The following is an 18,031-nucleotide window of genomic DNA, read 5'->3' on the forward strand; positions in this document are numbered from 1 at the left end:
GGGGAGCCCTGTTCCACGAGTGGAGAAACGGGGGATCCGCACAGGGGGACCGGGCGGGACCGGAACGAGTCGATATGACGATTCGGCGCGAAGTCGACACGCCCTTGCGTCCGCCGCTGCGTGCGCTTCAGCTCTTCCGCTCCGGTGCCCGCCCCCGCGGACACACCTGAGGACCCGAAGCCGAACGACGACGGAACACACGGCGGGCCCCGCCCTCCGCGATGGAGAACGGGGCCACTGAATCGGAGTGCGGGATCAGCCGGTGTAGTTCGGCTCCTCCTCGATCGGCTCGCTCGGGCCGGCCACGTCGGGGTCCCAGTCCTCCGGGAGCCCTTCCTCCTGCCCGGGGTCGTCGGCCTCGGCCCCGCGCTCCGGCTCCGCCTCGCCGACCGGACCGTCGTCAAAGGCCGGCTCTTCCATCGGGGCCGAAGGAACGGCGTCGTCGGAGTGGCCGGGAGAGTCGTCGGACGCGAACGCCGGGGCGGTGCCGAAGAAGGCCGCCGTCATGGCGGTGATGATGAGCAGTCGGGGCTTGACTCGCATGGTCGACCTCTTGTCGTGTGTTCGTGGATCCGCTCGGCGAGCGGTCATTCGTTGATCTCGACCGGGGTGCCGATCGGCAGGCGCTCGGCCATCCAGGTGATGTCGTCGTTGGACACCCGGATACAGCCGTGGCTGACCTCGCCGCCCAGGCCCGACTCGTCGTCGGTTCCGTGCACCCCGAGCTGTCCGGGGCCGCCCGCGAAGCTCTCCAGCGTGTCGGAGTGTCCGCTGAGGCCGAAGGCGTAGGCCCCGTACTCGCCGCCGGGGTCCGAGGGCTTGAGCAGCTCAGTGAAGTAGTACTCACCGGGCGGCGTCGGGGTCTCGCCGGTTCCGATGCCGATCGGACCGGTCAGGAGGTCCTCTTCACCCTCGGTGACGGTGAAGGTGAACTCCGACATGTCGATCGCCACGTGGAACTCGGTGACGGTGACCTCGACGTCGCCGGACTCGATCCAGCCGGTGGAGCCGTTGGGCCGCATCGGCAGGAGCACCTCCAACCAGTCGCCCTGGGTCTGCTGGACGAGGAAGGTCCGGTCCGCGCCGAAGTCGTTCGGGCTGGCGAGGGTGTGCACCACCTCGCTGCCGTTCGGTTCGGAGCGGACCTCGATCTCGTCAGCGAGGACCGTCGCGATGTGGCCGCCCGTGGGCGCCTCCGTCTCCGTCTCCTGCGACTGCGCCACCTCGGAGGGTTCCTCCGAAGGGTCGGACGAGCAGGCGGGGAGGACTGCCAGAACGGCCACGGCGGCCAGGGTGGGAAGGGTCCCGACGGTTCCGCGGGGCTTCAGGGATCGGCGCATGGGGTCCATCCGGTCGAGGGGGTCCGGCGGGTCTCTCCGCACCGGACACCATGAAGACTGGCCGAAGAATGTGAAGAACCCGTGTGGCCTCGGTGTGCGTCCCGTGTGCTGACCTGCGGCGCCTGCCGGCACCCCGTGAGAGCGCTGGTCAGCGACCGTACGATCGGACAGTGCCGGGGGTGGCCCCTCCCCCGATCGGCGAACGGAGGCCCTTCACGTGTGCGCGCATGTCCTGGTGGCCGAGGACGACGTGAACCAGGCCGAGCTGATCCGGCGCTATCTGGAGTACGAGGGCCATGCGGTCCGCGTGGTCCACAACGGCCGGGCCGTGCTCGAGGAGCACCACCGGGACCGTCCCGACCTGATCGTGATGGACGTGATGATGCCGGTGATGAGCGGCTTGGAGGCGTGCCGGACCCTGCGCGCCGAGTCCGACGTCGCGGTGCTGCTGCTCACCGCCCGCTCCACCGAGGAGGACCTGTTGACCGGGCTGGACCTGGGGGCCGACGACTACGTCACCAAGCCCTACAGCCCGCGCGAGCTGATGGCACGGGTGCGCACGCTGCTGCGCCGTTCGCGCGCCCCGGTCCGGGACGACGAGCGGGTGCTGAACGCGGGGCCGATCAGCGTCGACCCGGACCTGCACACCGTGCGGGTGGACGGGAAAGCGGTGGAGTGCACACCCGTGGAGTTCCAGTTGTTGGAGGCGCTGGCGGTCCGGCCGGGCCGGGTGCTCAGTCGGTCCCAGCTGCTGGAACTCATCCACGGGGTCAGCGGGTACATCACCAAGCGCACCATCGACGTACATGTGAAGAACCTGCGCCGCAAGATCGAGCCCGACCCGCGCAGGCCGGTCCGGTTGGTCACCGTCTACGGCGTCGGCTACAAGCTGGGCGGATCCGACCGTGTCCGTTGAGGGTGCGGCACCGCGACGCCCCGCAGAGCGGCGGGGCGGGTTCGGGCTGTGGACCTCCCTGAGACACGGCCTGCTGTTCCGGCTGTTGGCGGGCTCGGCCCTGATCGCGGTCTGCTCCATCACCGCAACGGCCTGGCTCGCGGTGCAGCGGACCTCGGAGTCCATCACCACCCAGCAGGGGGAGACCCTGACCGTGGACACCCATATCCACGACACCCTCGTCGAGTACGCGGCGACCCACCCGAACTGGGAAGGGGTGGCGGGGGCCGTCCGTGAGCTGGCCGACGAGACCGGCCGCCGGATCGTCCTCACCACCGAGGGGCGCGCCGTGATCACCGACTCCGCCCCCCTCTCGGGAACCGGGGGGACCCCACCTCTGCCGCCGCGGACGTCGTCGGTGGTGGACCCGCTGGCGGTGGACGTGACCCTGGCCTCCGGGAACGGCGACCGCATCGACCCGCGGGCGGTGGGCCCTTTCTCCCTGACCGAGGACGAGCGCGAGTCGCTGCACGACCAGGCCCAGCAGGGGGCTTCCTGCCTGAACGACCTCTACGGTTTCTCCTCAGAGGTCGTCACCGGGCCGACCGGGCGCCCCGCCGTCGAATCAGAGCGCCTGGGCGCGAACATGCGGGCCGAATGCGGCCTCGACTCCCTGGACCAGCCGGTCGGCGGCGAAGTGGCGGCGCTGGCCGATCTCAACGAGCGTGCTTCCGAGTGCGGTGACGCCGGATCGGACCTCGTCTACGCGATGGACGGCCGCACCGGGGGCCTCGTGATCACGGGCACACCCCCCACCTCTGGGCCGGCATCGGACGATGCCCGACCTCCCGCCGCTCCGGACAACCCTGCGGACGACCTCCCGCAGGAGGAGTCCGCTGGTCCGGAACACTGGGACGGTCATGGCCTCCCCGGGGGCCAGGAGCAACCCTGGGAGGGTGACGCGGAACCCGTACCGGAGGCCCCGCCCGCCGGCGAGGCGCCCAACGCCCCTTATGAAGGCGGGGGTCTGGTCGAGGAGCAGCAGGCGGAGCCGAACCCGACGGAGGCCGAACCCACACCCGAACCCGAGGGAGCCGAGAGCCTGACCTGGTCCAGAGTGGAGCTGGGACCGAAGGCCGCCTCCTGCCTGGACGCCGCCCGCCGCGCCCAGCTCGTTCCCTATGTGGCCCCGGCCGCGCTGCTGTTCATCGACGACCCCGCGGAGGAGGCGGAGGCGGGGCTGTCGCTCTCCCGCGAGGGCGCCGTGCGCCTGGGCAGTGTCGTACTGCTGGTCCTGGTGCTGACCGTGGTGGTGAGCAGCACACTGGCGACCCGGCTGCTGCGTCCCGTGCACGCGCTCACCGACGCCGTGAACCGGATGCGCGACGGGGGAGGGCCCGCCGCCCAGGTGGAGGTCCGCGATTCCGGGGAGCTCGGCCGGCTCGCGGAGGCGTTCAACGAGATGTCCGAACACCTGGAGCGGGCCGAGGAGCAGCGCAAGGCGATGGTGAGCGACGTCTCACATGAGCTGCGGACACCGCTGAGCAACCTGCGCGGCTGGCTGGAGGCCGTCCAGGACGGGGTGGTCGACCCCGATCCGGACCACGTGCGCATGCTGCTGGGGGAGACCCTGCTGCTCCAGGCGGTCATCGACGACCTCCAGGACCTCGCCCTGGCCGACGCGGGGCGTCTGCGCCTTTCCCCGGAGCCCGTGGAGGTCGCACCGCTGGTCGCCCAAGTGGTCACGGGCCACGGCCTACGCGCGGAGGAGGCCGGTGTGCGCCTGGTCGATGAGGCGAACGACGTGACCCTCATCGCCGACCGCACCCGGATGCTCCAGGTCCTGGGGAACCTGGTCGGCAACGCGGTGCGGCACACACCCGAGGGCGGGACCGTCACGGTCCGCGCCCACCAAGCGGGATCCCAGGTCGTGATCCAGGTGGCCGACACCGGTGTCGGCATCGCCGAAGAGGACCTGCCGCACGTCTTCGACCGGTTCTGGCGCGCGGACCGGTCCCGCAACCGGCGCACCGGCGGCAGCGGGCTCGGGTTGGCCATCGTGCGCGGACTGGTGGAGCTGCACGGCGGCTCGGTGGCGGCGCGGAGCACGCTCGGGGAAGGCACGGCGTTCACGCTCCGGCTGCCCCTGGCCGGACTCCCCGAGGTGCCCGGTAACGATCGCAGCCAGCGGCCGGAAGAGGAAGGAGATACCGATGGTCGCGAAAGAGAGCACCTGCGCCACAGCCGGGTCGACCTCGCACAGGGGCGCCCGGGACGCTCGTCCCGAAGCCGGTGAGCAACCCCGCGGCGACTCCTCAGCGACAGATCGCTCTGTCGACGTGTCTTCCGGCTAGCGGCCGGAGAAGGGCGCGGGACCCGCGAAGGCGCCGTGGGAAGCGGCTCCGCGCATCGGCATCGAGGATACGGAGGAGACCACGGTAGAGCGTGCGGCGCCGAACCGGTCGCGTGTGATCCCGCGCTACAGGACGGCGCTACCACGACGGGTCAGAGCTGGGACCCCGAACAGAATCCGGCCACGCCGGGCGGCGGGCGCCTACTCCCCGGCGGCGTCGCCCTCCGGCGGATCCCCGGTCATGCCGCCGGAACCCCTGGTCGCGCCCTTGGACGCCCTGCCAGGCCTCCTACCGACGTTCTTTCCCGCCTCACACGCGTCACGGGTCGCACTCCGTCGACGCCCTCGACGCCCTCGACAGCGCTCCCCGCGCCCTGTCCGACCTCCTCCACGACGCGGCCGGCGCCCGCGCCCACGGCGCACGTGTGGCGCACGGGACACGAAAAAAGGCCCCCGCGTGGGAGCCTTTTCCATGGTGGGCGTACCAGGACTTGAACCTGGGACCTCATCCTTATCAGGGATGCGCTCTAACCGACTGAGCTATACGCCCGCGTTCCGTCAGGAACTCTACCGCATCCGGGGGGCCGGGGCGAACCGGAAACCGCCTGACGCAAGGGAGGGGACACGGGCGAACCGCGTCCCTCTTCACCTCCCATTTTAGCCGCTTCCCGGCAGTGCTCGAACCGGTGGCGGACAGCCGTCGGGCCCGGCTCCACGGGGGAACCGGGCCCGACGGGCGACACACGGACTACTCGGCCTCGGAGAGGGTGACGTCGACGCCACCGACCAGGTCCGCGACCAGGTTGTACAGCATCGCGCCCACCGTGGACAGGGCGGTGAGCAGCACGACGTTCAGCGCGCCGATGACGCCCGTGTAGCCGAGCACTCGGCCGGGCGAGAACCAGGCCGCCGGGTTCAGGCCCAGCTCGTCCTCACCGCCGTCGCCCTCCAGGAGGGCGTTGATCATGTTGGTGAGCTCATCGAACACGCCCAACATCGACAGGACCGCGTAGATCACGGCCACGGCGACGAACAGGATGATGAAGCACACCAGCGAGACCACGAAGCTGAACTTCATGACCGACCACGGCTCCACACGGGAGACGGTCAGGTGGGCCTTGCGACTGGACAGCGTGGCCTTGACGGCGGTGGGGGCCTCCGGCCCGGAGGCGGACGCGGTCTTCGCCGCGCCGTCCCCCGCTTCGCGCTCGTCCGTGGCCTCGGGAGCCTCCACAGCGGTCGATTCCTCCGTCTCGACGTGAGAGTCCCCGGCGACACCCGCCGCGTCGGAATCGTTGCTGCTGGCGTTCGACTGATTCTCAGACATAGAAACGTTACCGCTGGACTTTCGTTGAGACGGGTCGATCGGTGGGTCCCGTGGGGCCGACGTAACGAACCCCACGGGACGTACTACGTATAACGCGCAGTCTAGGCCTCGGGGTTGCCTTCTCCCTCGACCTGACGATCGCCCGTGTCGGCCTCCGCCGCCTCGACCGCGTCCGCGACCTCCTCGGCCTCGGCCTCCTCGGCGGCCTCCGCGTTGGCGGCCACGGCGACGATCTTGTTGCCCTTGTCGAGGTTCATCAGCCGGACGCCCATGGTGGTACGACCGGACTGCTTGACCTCGGCGGCACCGGTGCGGATGACCCCGCCGGCGGAGGTGATCGCGAAGATCTCGTCGACCTCCGGGTCCACCATCAGGGCGCCGACGAGCTTGCCGCGGGCCTCCACGACCTTGGCCGTCAGCACGCCCTTGCCGCCACGGTTCTGTGTCGGGTACTGCTCGGAGGGGGTCCGCTTGGCGTACCCGTTCTCCGTGGTGACCAGCACGTCGGTCGAACCGTCGCCGGGCCGGATGACGTCCATGGACAGCAGGTAGTCGCCCTCCAGGAACCGCATGCCGATCACGCCGCTGGTGGCGCGCCCCATCGGACGCAGCGACTCGTCGGAGGCGGAGAACCGGATCGCCTGGGCGTCGCTGGAGATCAACAGCATGTCGTCCTCGGAGAAGACCAGCCGGGCGGCGATCAGCTCGTCGCCCTCGCGCAGGTTGATGGCGATGATGCCCGCCGCGCGCGCGGAGTCGAAGTCCTCCAGACGCGACTTCTTGACCAGGCCCTCCCTGGTGGCCAGCACCAGGTAGGGGGCGGCCTCGTAGTCGCGCAGGGCCATGATCTGCGCGATCTCCTCACCCGGCTGGAACGGCAGCAGGTTGGCGACGTGCTGACCGCGCGCGTCACGAGCGGCCTCCGGCAGCTCGTAGGCCTTCGTCCGGTACACCCGGCCCTGGTTCGTGAAGCACAGGATCCAGTGGTGGGTGGTGGTGACGAAGAAGTGCTGGACGATGTCGTCCTGCTTGAGCTGGGCGCCGCGCACACCCTTGCCGCCACGCTTCTGCGCCCGGTAGTTGTCGATGCGGGTGCGCTTGGCGTAGCCACCGCGGGAGATCGTGACGACCACGTCCTCCTCGGCGATGAAGTCCTCCATGCGCATGTCACCCTCGAACGGGATGATGTGCGTGCGCCGCTCGTCGCCGTACTTGTCGACGATCTCGCCGAGCTCCGCGCGGATGATGGAGCGCTGACGCACGTCCGAGGCGAGGATGTCGTTGTAGTCGGCGATGAGCGCCATGAGCTCGTCGTACTCGGCGACCAGGGCGTTGCGCTCCAACGCGGCGAGCTTGCGCAGCTGCATGTCGAGGATCGCGCGGGCCTGGATGTCGTCGATCTCCAGCAGGCCCATGAGGCCGGTGCGGGCGTCGTCGGCGGAGGCGCTGTTACGGATGAGGCTGATGACCTCGTCGATGCGGTCCATCGCCCGCAGCAGGGCGCGCAGGATGTGCGCGCGCTCCTCGGCCTTGCGCAGCAGGTACTGCGTCCGGCGGACGATGACCTCGACCTGGTGCTTGACCCAGTGGCGGATCATCTGGTCCAGGCGCAGCGTGCGCGGCACCCCGTCGACCAGGGCGAGCATGTTCGCGCCGAAGGTCTCCTGGAGCTGGGTGTGCTTGTACAGGTTGTTCAGCACGACCTTGGCCACGGCGTCGCGCTTGAGCACGATGACCAGGCGCTGACCGGTACGACCGCTGGACTCGTCGCGCACGTCGGCGATGCCGGTGATCTTGCCGTCCTTGACCAGGTCGGCGATCTTCAGCGCGAGGTTGTCCGGGTTGACCTGGTAGGGCAGCTCGGTGATGACGAGGGTCTGGCGACCGCGGTTGTCCTCCTCGACCTCCACCACGGCGCGCATGGTGATGGAGCCGCGACCGGTCCGGTACGCCTCCTCGATCCCGCGCTTGCCCACGATGAGCCCGCGGGTCGGGAAGTCGGGGCCCTTGACCCGGGCGATGAGCTGGTCGAGCAGCTCGTCGTCCTCGGTGTCGGGGTGGTCCAGGTACCAGTAGACGCCGTCGGCGACCTCGCGCAGGTTGTGCGGCGGGATGTTGGTCGCCATCCCGACCGCGATGCCCGAGGAACCGTTGACCAACAGGTTCGGGAACCGGGCGGGCAGCACGACGGGCTCGGCGGAGCGACCGTCGTAGTTGGGCCGGAAGTCGACGGTCTCCTTGTCGATGTCCCGGAGCATCTCCATGGCCAGCGGCGCGAGCTTGCACTCGGTGTAGCGCATGGCGGCGGCCGGGTCGTTGCCCGGCGAACCGAAGTTGCCGTTGGGGTCGACCAGCGGCATCCGCATCGACCACCACTGGGCCAGACGGACCAGGGTGTCGTAGATCGCGCTGTCGCCGTGCGGGTGGTAGTTGCCCATCACGTCGCCGACAACGCGGGCGCACTTGAAGTACCCGCGGTCGGGCCGGTAGCCACCGTCGTACATGGCGTACAGGACACGCTGGTGGACGGGCTTGAGGCCGTCCCGGACGTCGGGGAGGGCGCGGCCGACGATGACGGACATCGCGTAGTCGAGATAGCTGCGCTGCATCTCGACCTGGATGTCGACGGGCTCGATCCGGTCCGTCACACGCGGCAGAGACTCCACGGAGGAGTCCCCGCCCTCAGGGGCGTCGGGGTTGTTCGCATCCGTCACGGATGTCGATCCCTTCTACGAAGCTTGCTTGAGCACGGGTGGGAACGGGGAACCTAGATGTCCAGGAAGCGGACGTCCTTGGCGTTGCGCTGGATGAAGGCGCGCCGGGACTCGACGTCCTCCCCCATGAGCACGCTGAACATCTCGTCGGCCTGGGCCGCGTCGTCCAGGCTGACCTGGAGCAGGACGCGACGGTCCGGGTCCATCGTGGTGTCCCACAGCTCGTTGGCGTTCATCTCGCCCAGACCCTTGAACCGCTGCACCATGTCGCGCGGGCGCGGGTCCCTCTTGCCCGCGGCGATACCGGCCTCGATGACCCGGTCGCGCTCGGCGTCGGAGAACGCGTAGCTCGCGTCGCTGCCCTTCTGGTCCCACTTGATCTTGTAGAGCGGCGGCGCGGCGAGGTAGACGTTCCCGGCCTCGACCAGCGGCTTCATGAAGCGGAACAGCAGGGTGAGGAGAAGCGTACGGATGTGCTGACCGTCGACGTCGGCGTCGGCCATGAGGATGACCTTGTGGTACCGGAGCTTCTCGGCGTCGAACTCCTCGTGGATACCGGTGCCCAGGGCGGTGATGATCGCCTGGACCTCGTTGTTCTTGAGGATGCGGTCGACGCGGGACTTCTCCACGTTCAGGATCTTGCCGCGGATGGGCAGGATGGCCTGGTTGTGCGGATTGCGTCCACCCTTGGCCGAGCCACCCGCGGAGTCACCCTCCACGATGTAGACCTCGCACTCCTCCGGGTTGGTGGACTGGCAGTCCGACAGCTTGCCCGGGAGGGAGGTGGTCTCGAGGAGGGTCTTGCGACGGGTGAGGTCGCGGGCCTGGCGGGCGGCGACACGGGCGCGGGCCGCCTGGCTGGCCTTGGACACGATGTCCTTGGCCTCGCCGGGGTTGCGCTCGAACCAGTCGCGCAGGTGCTCGTTGGTGACCTTCTGGACGAAGGACTTGGCCTCGGTGTTGCCGAGCTTGGTCTTGGTCTGACCCTCGAACTGCGGGTCGGCCAGCTTGACCGAGATGATGGAGGTCAGGCCCTCGCGGATGTCGTCACCGGTGAGGTTGTCCTCCTTCTCGCGCAGCAGCCTCTGGTCCCGGGCGTACCGGTTGACCAGCGTGGTGAGCGCGGAGCGGAAGCCCTCTTCGTGGGTGCCGCCCTCCGCCGTGTTGATGGTGTTGGCGAAGGTGTGCACCGACGAGGTGTACGACTGGTTCCACTGCATGGCGACCTCGACCGCGATGCCGTCGCCCTCTTCCTCGAAGGAGATGATCGACGCGTGCGCCGGCTCCTTCTTGGCGTTGATGTGCCGGACGTAGTCCGACAGACCCTCCTCGTAGTGGAAGGTGTTGACCACCGGACCGTCGTCGGTGTGCTCGGGGCGCTCGTCGCGGATGGTGATGGACAGCCCCTTGTTGAGGAAGGCCATCTCCTGCATCCGGCGCGAGAGCGTCTCGAACGAGAACGTGGTGGTCTCGAAGATGTCGCCGTCGGCCCAGAAGGTGATCTGGGTACCGGTGTCGGCGGTCTCCTCGCCCTTGATGAGATCACCGGTCGGGGCGGTCATCTCGTAGTGCTGCCGCCACACGTGCCCCTGTTGACGGATCTCCACGTCCAGGGCGGTGGACAGCGCGTTGACGACGGAGATGCCGACACCGTGCAGACCACCGGAGACCGCGTACGACTTGCCGTCGAACTTGCCTCCCGCGTGCAGCGTGGTGAGGACGACCTCCACGGCCGGACGCTTCTCCACGGGGTGGATGCCGACCGGGATACCCCGACCGTTGTCGGTCACCCTGACCCCGCCGTCGGCGAGCAGCGTCACCTCGATGGCGTCGGCGTGGCCGGCCATCGCCTCGTCGACCGAGTTGTCGACCACCTCGGAAACCAGGTGGTGCAGACCGCGCTCCCCGGTGGAGCCGATGTACATACCCGGGCGCTTGCGTACTGCCTCAAGCCCCTCGAGAACCGTGATTGATCCTGCGTCGTAGGCCAAGTGGGAACACCCTCCTGCTGGGGACGCCTGTCGGCCGCGGCCGAGCGGACGACGGTCAACCCACGGCAGCGTGATCGACAGGGTGCGGTTGTACCGCGGACCTGGGGGATCACCGTTCGCCGCACGGGCCGTCCGCCCACCCTCTACATGGGGGCGTGGTACCGGCTACAGGCGTCTGAAGAACCGTCTCCATGATACCCCGCGCGGTGCGACAAAGTGGCATTGGCGGCGCTGTGCCGCCCCAGAACGAACGATCAGGGAGGGAGCCGAGTCCCTACACGCGGGAGACCCCTTGCGCAAGTCCCGGCGCGCTTCAGTGCCCTTACACGGACCGATGTCTCACTTTCCCCGCCCGCCGACCACGAGGGGGAGGCGGGCTCCGCACCGCCGGGACCGCACCCCGAACCACCTGAAACGCCGGAAAATCCCTGGTCACAGGGTCATCGGCGGCGCGATCCCGGGCCCTTCACCTTGATGGTGACGACGGTTCCGTCCCCCAGTTCCTCGTTCAACCGACGCATCAGGTCGCGCACCATCGCTCGCGCGTGAGCGGCCATGGTCGGTGAATCGGCGACGACCACGAGTTCACCGTCCGAATAACTCTCCGGACGCAGATGTTCGGCATTGAAATCGCCCACGATGTCGGACCAGCGGCCGAAGACCCCACCGATCGCCACCTGCTCCTGCCAGCCGTGCTCGATCAACCAGGTCCGCACCGCGTCACCGAACAACTGCGGCTCGTTCCGTGACCGCAACCGGCCACGTCTGCGGGCCCGTGTCGCGCCGCGGGGGACCGCGCCGCGTTCGCGCGCCTCGGCACGGGCGCGGGCCAGGGCCTGCCGCGCCGGTGGCGTCGGGGAAGACGCAGGGCGACCGTCCACAGGCTGTGGACCGCCACCGCTCCCACCGGACCCGACGTGGCCGCGTCCGGACGCGGGATCCACAGGCTGTGGAAAAGATTCACTCACTCTCGACCATTCCCCGCCGCACCCCGAACCTCGCGCCGTCGAGCTCCTCCGGGATGTCCGCGCCGACCGCGGCGGTCACCAGCACCTGTTCGGCGTCGCGCACGCGTTCGGCCAAGCGGCGCCGTCGCTCCGCGTCCAGTTCGGCGAAGACGTCGTCCAGGATCAGCACCGGGTCGTCGCCGTCGACCCTGAGCAGGTCGAACGCCGACAACTTGAAAGCCAGTGCGTACGACCAGGACTCTCCCTGACTGGCGTACCCCTTGGCGGGGAGATCACCGAGGCGGAGATGAAGTTCGTCGCGATGCGGTCCCACGAGGCTGATCCCGCGCTGGAGTTCACGCTCGCGGGCGGCCTCCATCGCCTCGCGCAGGATGTCCACAAGCTGTGGACGGTCGAACGGCAGGGCGGCCCCCTCCTCCACCGCGGAGGAACGGTAGGTCGGGACCGCCGGTCCGCCGGACTCGGTCAACCCGGCGTAGTTCTCGGCGACCAGGGGTCGCAGCTCCTCGACCAGCGCGATCCGCGCCAGGAGCAGTTCCGCGCCGGTCTCGGCCAGGTGGGCGTCCCACACCTCAAGGGTGCTCAGGTCCGGGGTCGACCGTCGACGCAACTGCGCCGAGGCCGATTTCAGGAGGGCGTTGCGCTGTTTGAGGACCCGTTCGTAGTCGGAGCGCACACCGGCCATGCGCGGGGCCCGCGCCACCAGGAGTTCGTCGAGGAACCGCCGGCGCTCACCCGGATCACCCTTGACCAGGGCCAGGTCCTCGGGGGCGAAGAGCACGGTGCGCAGAATCCCCAGGACGTCACGGGGGCGCCCCGCCGCGCCGCGGTTCACCCGTGCGCGGTTGGCCCTGCCCGGGTTGATCTCCAGGTCGACCAGCATGTCGCGACCGTCCCGCATGACCCGGGCGCTGACGATCGCGCGCGCCGCGTCCTGCCGGACCAGCGGGGTGTCGGAGGACACCCGATGACTGCCGAGGGTCGCCATGTAGCCGATGGCCTCGACCAGGTTCGTCTTGCCCTGACCGTTGGAGCCCACGAACACGCTCACGCCGGGTTCGAGTTCCAACAGGGCCGACTCGTAGGACCGGAAGTCGGCCAGTTGCAGGTGGGAGACGTACATCCGGCCTTCCTCCTGAAACGAGGGAGCGGGGTGAGGGAAGGGAAAAGGTACGGGGTGGCCGGGCCGTGCCCGGCCACCCCGCTGGATCGCGCGGGTCAGCCCTGGTGTTCGGCGCCGGTGTCGGCGGCCTTGGTGACCGCGTGTCCGCCGAACTGGTTGCGCAGGGCGGCCACGACCTTCATGGCCTCGCTGTCGTCCTGACGGGAGGCGAACCTGGCGAAGAGCGAGGCGGTGATGGCCGGGGCCGGGACCGCCAGGTCCACGGCGGCCTGCACGGTCCAGCGGCCCTCGCCGGAGTCCTGCACGTAACCGCGCAGCTCGGACAGGTCGGGGTCCTGCTCCAGGGCGCGACCGAGCAGGTCCAGCAGCCAGGAACGGACGACGGTGCCCTCGCGCCAGCTCTCGAAGGTGCCGGGGACGTCCTTGACGATCCCGGAGGCGACCATGAGCTCGTAGCCCTCGGCGAAGGACTGCATCATGCCGTACTCGATGCCGTTGTGGACCATCTTCACGAAGTGACCGGCCCCCACGGCACCGGCGTGCACGAAACCGCCGCCGTCGTCGGGGGTCAGGGAGTCGAAGAGCGGCCGCAGGCGCTCCACGTCCTCGTCCCGGCCGCCGACCATGATGCCGTAGCCGTTCTGGCGTCCCCACACACCACCGCTGACGCCGGCGTCGACGTAGCCGATGCCCTGGGCCGCGAGCGCCTCGGCCCGCGGGGCGTCGTCGACGTAGTGGGTGTTGCCGCCCTCGACGACGATGTCGCCCTCGGACAGGAGCTCGCCCAGGCGCTCGACGGTGGAGGTGGTCGGGTCACCGGCCGGGACCATCACCCAGACGACGCGGGGCGACGCGAGGCGGTCGACGAGGACCTCCAGGCTCTCCACGTCGCGCTCACCGGGGGAGGCGTCGTAACCGACGACGTCGTGGCCCTTCTCCCGCAGTCGGGCGGCCATGTTGCCGCCCATCTTGCCGAGGCCGATCATTCCGATTTGCATGCTGGGACTCCCCCTTGGACACCGGTGGACACGTGGAAGCCGACCGGCCCGGGCGGTCGAGGCCACGGGCCGGGCGGCGGACGCCGGTCTGCGTCTGTCGGATCCGTCAGCCGGACAGGCGCACCGGCATGATCAGGTAGCGGTATTCGGGGGTGCCGCCCTCCTCGGCCGGCTTTCCGGTGAGGATCGCGGGCTTGGTCGAGGTGGTGAAGTGCAGCCGGGCCACGTCCGTGCCGATGGCGCCGAGGCCGTCGAGCAGGTAGCCGGAGTTGAAGGCGATCTGGATGTCCTCACCGTCGAGGTCGGCCTCCAGGGTCTCCACAGCCTGTGCGTCCTCGCCGGTACCGGCCTCCAGCACCAGGCTGCCCTGGGAGAAGGCCAGCCGGAGCGGGGTGTTGCGCTCCGCCACGAGGGAGACGCGCTTGACCGCCTCGACGAACTCCGAGCGGCTGACCTCGGCCACCGTGTTGAAGGTGTCCGGCAGCAGGGCCCGGTACTTGGGGAACTCGCCGTCGAGCAGGCGGGTGGTGGTGCGTCGGCCGCCGCCCTCGAAGCCCATCATCCCCTCGCCGGAGTCGCCCCCCGAGAGCGCGATGGAGACCTCGGCGCCGGAGCCCAGCGACTTGGCGGTGTCGTGCAGGGTCTTGGCCGGTACCAGCGCGACCGCCGAGAGCTCGGGGTTCTCCGGCTTCCAGGTCAGTTCGCGCACGGCCAGGCGGTAACGGTCGGTGGAGGCGAGCGTGATGGTCTCGCCCTCGATCTCGACGCGGATACCGGTGAGCATGGGGAGCGTGTCGTCGCGCCCGGCGGCGACGGCCACCTGGCCGACGGCGGCGGCGAAGACGTCACTGCCGATGGTGCCGCTGACCCCGGGCATCTCCGGCAGAGAGGGGTAGTCCTCGACCGGCATGGTGTTCAGGGTGAACTTGGCGCTGCCGCAGGACACCACGACCTTGGGGCCGTCGGTGGCGATCTCCACAGTCTGTGGAGGAAGGTTGCGGGTGATCTCGGCGAGGAGTCGACCGGGGACCAGGGTCTGTCCGGCCTCCTCGATCTCGATGTCGACCGAGACCTGGGTGGAGACCTCGTAGTCGAACCCGGAGAGACGGACCCGCTGACGGTCGTCGATCTCCCCGGCGTCGAGGAGGATGCCGGCCAGGACCGGCACAGAGGGGCGTGTCGGCAGTGTGCGCGCCGTCCAGGCGACAGCGTCGGCCAGTACGTCGCGTTCGACCCGGAACTTCACTTTCCGACTCACTTTCCGCAGGATCCGATGGACCGGCCCCAGCCTCGACGTCGCAGCTCATGGATGTCTCGTGGGCCTACCGAGGGTCCCGTCAACAGGGTGTGGACGCACCGGCGTCGAGCGCAGGTTCGGACCACAGGAGGCCGTCTCGGATGCCGTAGGGGTCACCGCTCGGAAGCGAGCGGCGGAGGACAGGGGCGAGAACACACGTTACCCGGATTCCCTCGTCGTCGCTGCCGGCTCAGCACCCGACCGCCGTCACGTCGATCCGGAGCCGTTGTCCACAGATTTTCCGCGGAGCGGTTGAGAAGCCAAATCTGAGCTATAGAAGGTGCGTAGTAGTAGTAGGGCCTGTGGATAATGTGGATAACCACTGTTTATGCAGGTCACCCCGGAGATTTTTGTCCACAGGCCCTGTGGAGGACCCTGTGGGTAACTCGGACCGTCTGTGGACGAAAATCGGGGTCCCCAGTTTTTCCACACCGCGTCCACAGGTCGGTCCACAGGTTTTCCCCATGTTGTCCACACCCGCAGGGGATGCAGCGGTCCGGTGGCGTGTCTCCGCGTCCACAGGACGACCCCGACTTACCCACAGGCGTGACGGGGTTGTCCACAGCTTATCCACACCGTTGTCCACAGTTTTGGCGGCTCTCCTGTGGATAACTTCGTGCGAAGTCGTCGAAAAAATTTGTGGCGCCCCTTCCACATACCGCGCGAACCCGGGCAAAGAGTCTGTGCACAGGGTTTTCCACAGGCCTTCCGGCCATTCCGGGCAGCGACCCTCGTGACCAGCCCTTCCGGCCGCCCTCGCCGGCCGGTGTGGGCAGGGCAACAGGGCCGGGAGGCCCTGGAAACCAGGGCGAACGGTCGACTTCGGGCATGGACGTCGCCGCATCGGACGACACGCCTCTTTCGCTTGTGGGCGGCGATACCGCCGCACAAGCCTGTGGATAACTCGGCTCGGGCGGTTCCCGGGAGACCGGGGAGAAGTGGGGACGCCCCGACCTGTGGACAGCGGCCTCGGTCGTCGTCGGGGCCCGTGAGCGCGCCGGGGGAGGGGGACGGGTAGACGCGTGCGGCGGCGGGCGTGTCGCCACGTCGGCACATCGTCACGTCGCCATATCGACCCGGACCGCGCCCGGAGGGCACGGGCGACCCCGGGCACGGACGGTGCGGTGGGTGCGGGCGGTCACGTCGCCGTCGTGGTGCTTGGAAGGAAGGAGGAAAGGAGAAGAGGGGTACCGGTCACCGGTACCCCTCTTCTCCTTGTCTCTCTGTCGCCTTGTCGACCCGTCGCGGATCAGGTCAGCGTCGGCTGGTCCTTGATCCTGCTGGTGAGTTCGTGGACCTGGTTGTAGATCGAACGGCGCTCCGCCATGAGCGCGCGGACCTTGCGGTCGGCGTGCATGACGGTCGTGTGGTCGCGGCCGAACTGCTGGCCGATCTTGGGCAGGGACAGGTCGGTCAGTTCGCGGCACAGGTACATGGCGATCTGCCGGGCCGTCACCAGGACCCGGGAACGGGAGGTCCCGCACAGGTCCTCCAGACTCAGGCCGAAGTAGGCGGCGGTCTGGGACATGATCGTGCTCGCCGTGATCTCGGGGACCTCGTTGTTGGGCACCAGGTCCCGCAGCACCTGCCCGGTGAGGTCGAGGTCGACCGACTGCCGGTTGAGGCTGGCGAACGCGGTGACCCGGATCAGCGCGCCCTCCAACTCACGGATGTTGGTCGAGATCTTGCTGGCGATGAACTCCAGGACCTCGGGCGGGGCGGCCAGTCCCTCCTGCGCCGCCTTCTTGCGCAGGATGGCGATGCGCGTCTCCAACTCGGGCGGCTGGACGTCGGTGAGCAGGCCCCATTCGAACCGGCTGCGCATCCGGTCCTCCAGCGTGGTCAGCTGCTTGGGCGGCCGGTCGCTGGAGATGACGATCTGCTTGTCGGAGTTGTGCAGGGTGTTGAAGGTGTGGAAGAACTCCTCCTGCGTCTGCTCCTTGTTCTCCAGGAACTGGATGTCGTCCACCAGGAGGACGTCGATGTCCCGGTACCGGCGGCGGAATCCGTCCGCCTTGCCGTCCCGGATCGAGTTGATGAACTCGTTGGTGAACTCCTCGGAGCTGACGTAGCGCACCCGGGAACCCTCGTAGAGCCGGTGGGTGTAGTGCCCGATGGCGTGCAGGAGGTGGGTCTTGCCCAGCCCGGAGCCACCGTGGATGAACAGCGGGTTGTACGCCTTGGCGGGAGCCTCCGCGGCCGCGACCGACGCGGCGTGCGCGAACCGGTTGCTGGACCCGATGACGAACGTGTCGAAGGTGTACTTCGGGTTCAGGCGCGCGTGATCGCCCGGGGGGATCTCCGGGGAACGCCCGGGCGGCGCGGTGGGGGAGGACGTGGAACCGTTCACCGCCGGCGCGGGGGCCGCCGCGGGGCCTCCCGTGGTGGGGGCGTCCGCGCGCTCGGGGGCGGACGGCTCCACGGGCGTGGTCGCCCCGGGCGCCTCGCCGCGATCCATGGGCTCCTCGGCCGGCTCCCGAGGGGGAACGGCGGGGGCCTCCTGGACCGGGGTCTCCCAGCGGTTGGGTCGGTCCCAGCCCGGCTCGCCCCAGGACTGCTGCTGCCACAGCTGTTCCTGGGTCGGCCAGCCGGTCGATGACCCCCAGGAAGCGGGGGGCTCGGCGATCGGCTCCGCGCGGGCCTCGGGGTGACCCGAGGGCGCGGCACCCGGCTCCGGGGTCGGAGCGGGCCACGGCGACGGCTGCTCCGGGTGCGCGTGCCGGGGTTCGGCGGCCGGTGGGGTCGCCCACACCTCGGGCCCGGGCCGATACCTCCGGTCCCCGTACGGTTGTTCGGTACCCAGCAGATCGGCCTGTCCCGGCTCCTGACCGGGGGCGTGGGCACCCAGGGCCTCGGCCGGGTGCGGGGTCGCCGGACGCGCGTGCTGGCCACGGGGTTCCTGGAACGACGGTGGCCCCTGCTGCCGCCCCGGGGCCATCGGGTGCTCCGGCGCCGGTGGGGTCTGCGGTCGTTCGGAGGGGAACGCTCCGGTGCCGCCGTAGGAGGTCGGCGAGGAGGGGGGTGG

Annotated in this window: 12 protein-coding genes and 1 tRNA gene; 2 read left to right on the forward strand and 11 right to left on the reverse strand. The window is 69.4% G+C overall.

Going from position 1 to position 18,031, the window contains the following annotated elements; all coding sequences use genetic code 11:
- Positions 1-255 precede the first annotated feature (255 nt).
- Both DSY14_RS19490 and DSY14_RS19495 read right to left on the reverse strand, forming a co-directional pair.
- Positions 256-543 (reverse strand): hypothetical protein, encoded by a 288-nt coding sequence (locus DSY14_RS19490; RefSeq protein WP_211718033.1) that lies wholly within the window; start codon positions 541-543, stop codon positions 256-258.
- Positions 544-587: 44 nt separating this feature from the next.
- Positions 588-1,349 carry a L,D-transpeptidase family protein gene (locus DSY14_RS19495; protein ID WP_211718034.1) on the reverse strand — a complete coding sequence of 254 codons (762 nt, stop codon included), beginning with the start codon at positions 1,347-1,349 and terminating at the stop codon, positions 588-590.
- 208 nt (positions 1,350-1,557) lie between these two features.
- On the opposite strand from DSY14_RS19495, the gene DSY14_RS19500 reads away from it, so the two are divergent.
- The gene (locus tag DSY14_RS19500) at positions 1,558-2,256 is read left to right on the forward strand and encodes a response regulator transcription factor (protein WP_211718035.1); all 699 of its coding nucleotides are present in this window, start codon (positions 1,558-1,560) and stop codon (positions 2,254-2,256) included.
- The gene (locus tag DSY14_RS19505; RefSeq protein ID WP_374224029.1) at positions 2,246-4,531 is read left to right on the forward strand and encodes an ATP-binding protein; all 2,286 of its coding nucleotides are present in this window, start codon (positions 2,246-2,248) and stop codon (positions 4,529-4,531) included. The genes DSY14_RS19500 and DSY14_RS19505 overlap by 11 nt, the downstream gene beginning before the upstream one ends.
- 530 nt (positions 4,532-5,061) lie before the next feature.
- On the opposite strand, the gene DSY14_RS19510 is transcribed toward DSY14_RS19505, so the two are convergent.
- From DSY14_RS19510 to dnaA, 9 genes are all read right to left on the reverse strand, one after another.
- Positions 5,062-5,138: transfer RNA gene (locus DSY14_RS19510), tRNA-Ile, on the reverse strand.
- Positions 5,139-5,336: 198 nt separating this feature from the next.
- Complete coding sequence (locus DSY14_RS19515; RefSeq protein WP_211718036.1) at positions 5,337-5,915, reverse strand: DUF3566 domain-containing protein; 579 nt, start codon at positions 5,913-5,915, stop codon at positions 5,337-5,339.
- A 101-nt stretch (positions 5,916-6,016) separates the two neighbouring features.
- Positions 6,017-8,629 (reverse strand): DNA gyrase subunit A, encoded by a 2,613-nt coding sequence (gene gyrA, locus DSY14_RS19520; protein WP_211718037.1) that lies wholly within the window; start codon positions 8,627-8,629, stop codon positions 6,017-6,019.
- 53 nt (positions 8,630-8,682) lie between these two features.
- Entirely contained in the window at positions 8,683-10,620 is a 1,938-nt protein-coding gene (gene gyrB / locus DSY14_RS19525) for a DNA topoisomerase (ATP-hydrolyzing) subunit B (protein WP_211718038.1), read from the reverse strand.
- Between the two features lie 440 nt (positions 10,621-11,060).
- A complete protein-coding gene (locus tag DSY14_RS19530) occupies positions 11,061-11,501 on the reverse strand; it encodes a DUF721 domain-containing protein (RefSeq protein ID WP_211718039.1) in 441 nt (146 codons plus the stop codon).
- A 79-nt stretch (positions 11,502-11,580) separates the two neighbouring features.
- Entirely contained in the window at positions 11,581-12,711 is a 1,131-nt protein-coding gene (gene recF, locus DSY14_RS19535; protein ID WP_211718040.1) for a DNA replication/repair protein RecF, read from the reverse strand.
- 95 nt (positions 12,712-12,806) lie between these two features.
- The gene (gene gnd / locus DSY14_RS19540; protein ID WP_211718041.1) at positions 12,807-13,709 is read right to left on the reverse strand and encodes a phosphogluconate dehydrogenase (NAD(+)-dependent, decarboxylating); all 903 of its coding nucleotides are present in this window, start codon (positions 13,707-13,709) and stop codon (positions 12,807-12,809) included.
- 106 nt (positions 13,710-13,815) lie between these two features.
- Positions 13,816-14,955 (reverse strand): DNA polymerase III subunit beta, encoded by a 1,140-nt coding sequence (gene dnaN, locus DSY14_RS19545; protein ID WP_211718043.1) that lies wholly within the window; start codon positions 14,953-14,955, stop codon positions 13,816-13,818.
- Between the two features lie 1,300 nt (positions 14,956-16,255).
- A partial coding sequence (dnaA, locus tag DSY14_RS19550) for a chromosomal replication initiator protein DnaA (protein ID WP_283091658.1) occupies positions 16,256-18,031 on the reverse strand: 1,776 nt, incomplete at its 5' end.

Origin of the sequence: Nocardiopsis sp. MG754419 (assembly GCF_018207095.1) — a bacterium.
Classification (GTDB): domain Bacteria; phylum Actinomycetota; class Actinomycetes; order Streptosporangiales; family Streptosporangiaceae; genus Nocardiopsis.

Coding starts and splice junctions, on each gene's coding strand:
- DSY14_RS19490 (WP_211718033.1), bottom strand. CDS start 543: ATGCGAGTCAAGCCCCGACTGCTCATCATCACCGCCATGACGGCGGCC.
- DSY14_RS19495 (WP_211718034.1), bottom strand. CDS start 1,349: ATGGACCCCATGCGCCGATCCCTGAAGCCCCGCGGAACCGTCGGGACC.
- DSY14_RS19515 (WP_211718036.1), bottom strand. CDS start 5,915: ATGTCTGAGAATCAGTCGAACGCCAGCAGCAACGATTCCGACGCGGCG.
- recF (WP_211718040.1), bottom strand. CDS start 12,711: ATGTACGTCTCCCACCTGCAACTGGCCGACTTCCGGTCCTACGAGTCG.
- gnd (WP_211718041.1), bottom strand. CDS start 13,709: ATGCAAATCGGAATGATCGGCCTCGGCAAGATGGGCGGCAACATGGCC.